The following is a 1,475-nucleotide window of genomic DNA, read 5'->3' as shown; positions in this document are numbered from 1 at the left end:
ATGCAATATCGAAATCAGACCCTTGAAGCCCTAACCGCCTAGAATTAAACCAGTCCAACTTTCGGGGGCCAGTTCATGATAGTGGGAGCGGGGCGGGTTTCTTTTCAGGAAAGAATGAGTAGAATATAAGGAACCTGTCCATCCTGCTTATTTCCTGTGAGGAACTCCACTGACGATGCGCCGCCGCTCTTTGCGTCTCGGTATTACGACGCTCCTGTCTGCCACCTTGCTCGGTGGCGCCACGCCGGCCGTGGCCTATGAGGCGCAGCGTGATTCTGCCACCTCGTTGCGCATCATTTTGGATTCGGGCGAAAAAATTGAGCAGGATAACGCAGCTGCGGCCATCCTGGCCATTGCTACCCAGCGCAAGGAAGCATTGGTGGCCGATGGAATTTTGTCCCAGGATAAGGCGGACGCCGCCTTCGAGTACTACTTTGGCAAAGCCCGGCTCAATACCGCGCGCACCGATGGCAATATCTATTCCACGCCGCTGGACTTCCCGTGGGAGCCAGAGGAGCGGACGCAATCCCTAGACGGCAAGCAGTACACCGAAGCGGCCGTACTGGACTACCTCGATATGCTGGGCGCCAATTACGCCCAGGCGGTAATTCGCGCCGAGCTGGGTGAGTTTACCAAGGAAGTGCCGCAGGCCCCCTCCGGCAAAGCGGCGCCCTCTCCGCGTGCCCAGCTGCCGACCATCGGGGATACAGGCTCCGCCTTCCCATATGAGTTTCCGGCCTATGCGGCGGCGCTGCGCGATATTGTCACCATCACCAAGCAGGTCAATGCACCCCTAGAGTGGGCCGCCGCGTCGCACCATACTGCAGGATCCGTGCCCGCGGATGCGACGGCGGACGAGCATTCCGGTCTATCCGCCTTTGAAGGCGGCCTCCTAGCCACCGGTTTAGCGGCGCTGACCAGCGCCGCCGGATTCGGATGGTCCGCGCTCGATTGGTCCGACATCCTTTCTCACCTGGGCCAGTTCTTTTCCTAGGCGCTAAGCCCTGCCCGCTGAGTTAGAGTAAGCGGAACGACGTTAAACCGGTGGGGCTTGCCGATCCCGTAAATGCATGCTGCTGTTGGCCTATGTAGGCGGAGCCAAAGTACTCGCCATTGGACCGCGCATGCAGGCTGGTCAATTGCAGTCTGTCCGTGGCATAGGGGCTTGTGCGCCGCCGCACCCACGATCCAATGTGCAGGCGGATGGCATCGGAATAGCGCGCGGAATTGAGATGGGCTAGCGGGCGATAACCGGCGGCTACCTCGAGCGCAAAGACTACCCAGCCTTGGATGCGGTGTTGGGCGGCGACTTCCGCGGACGTCGGCAAGCGGCCATAGCGCACGCGGTGGGGCGCAATGAAGAGTTTGAGGTGCGAGTAGCCGGGGATGGGCTCGTACTGAACTGCTCCCCATTAGTTGGACTGAGAAATCAGTTTCCGATTAGTGGGGAGTAGTTTTCATTGAGAGCTCGAAGT

General features: G+C 59.6%; 2 protein-coding genes. One reads left to right on the top strand and one right to left on the bottom strand.

The features are described 5' to 3' along the window. Positions 1 to 175 precede the first annotated feature (175 nt). The gene (locus QP884_RS11210) at positions 176 to 994 is read left to right on the top strand and encodes a hypothetical protein (protein ID WP_239278748.1); all 819 of its coding nucleotides are present in this window, start codon (positions 176 to 178) and stop codon (positions 992 to 994) included. Between the two features lie 22 nt (positions 995 to 1,016). Here QP884_RS11210 and QP884_RS11205 read toward each other — a convergent pair whose 3' ends face one another. After that, the gene (locus tag QP884_RS11205; protein WP_284822062.1) at positions 1,017 to 1,343 is read right to left on the bottom strand and encodes a hypothetical protein; all 327 of its coding nucleotides are present in this window, start codon (positions 1,341 to 1,343) and stop codon (positions 1,017 to 1,019) included. Positions 1,344 to 1,475 lie beyond the last annotated feature (132 nt).

This window comes from Corynebacterium tuberculostearicum (assembly GCF_030229345.1).
GTDB lineage: Bacteria > Actinomycetota > Actinomycetes > Mycobacteriales > Mycobacteriaceae > Corynebacterium > Corynebacterium tuberculostearicum_G.
Note: the sequence above shows the minus strand (reverse complement) of the source record. Positions and strands in the feature narration are given on the sequence as shown.

Excerpts from the sequence above, each read along its gene's own strand:
- QP884_RS11210 (WP_239278748.1), top strand. The coding sequence starts at position 176 with ATGCGCCGCCGCTCTTTGCGTCTCGGTATTACGACGCTCCTGTCTGCC.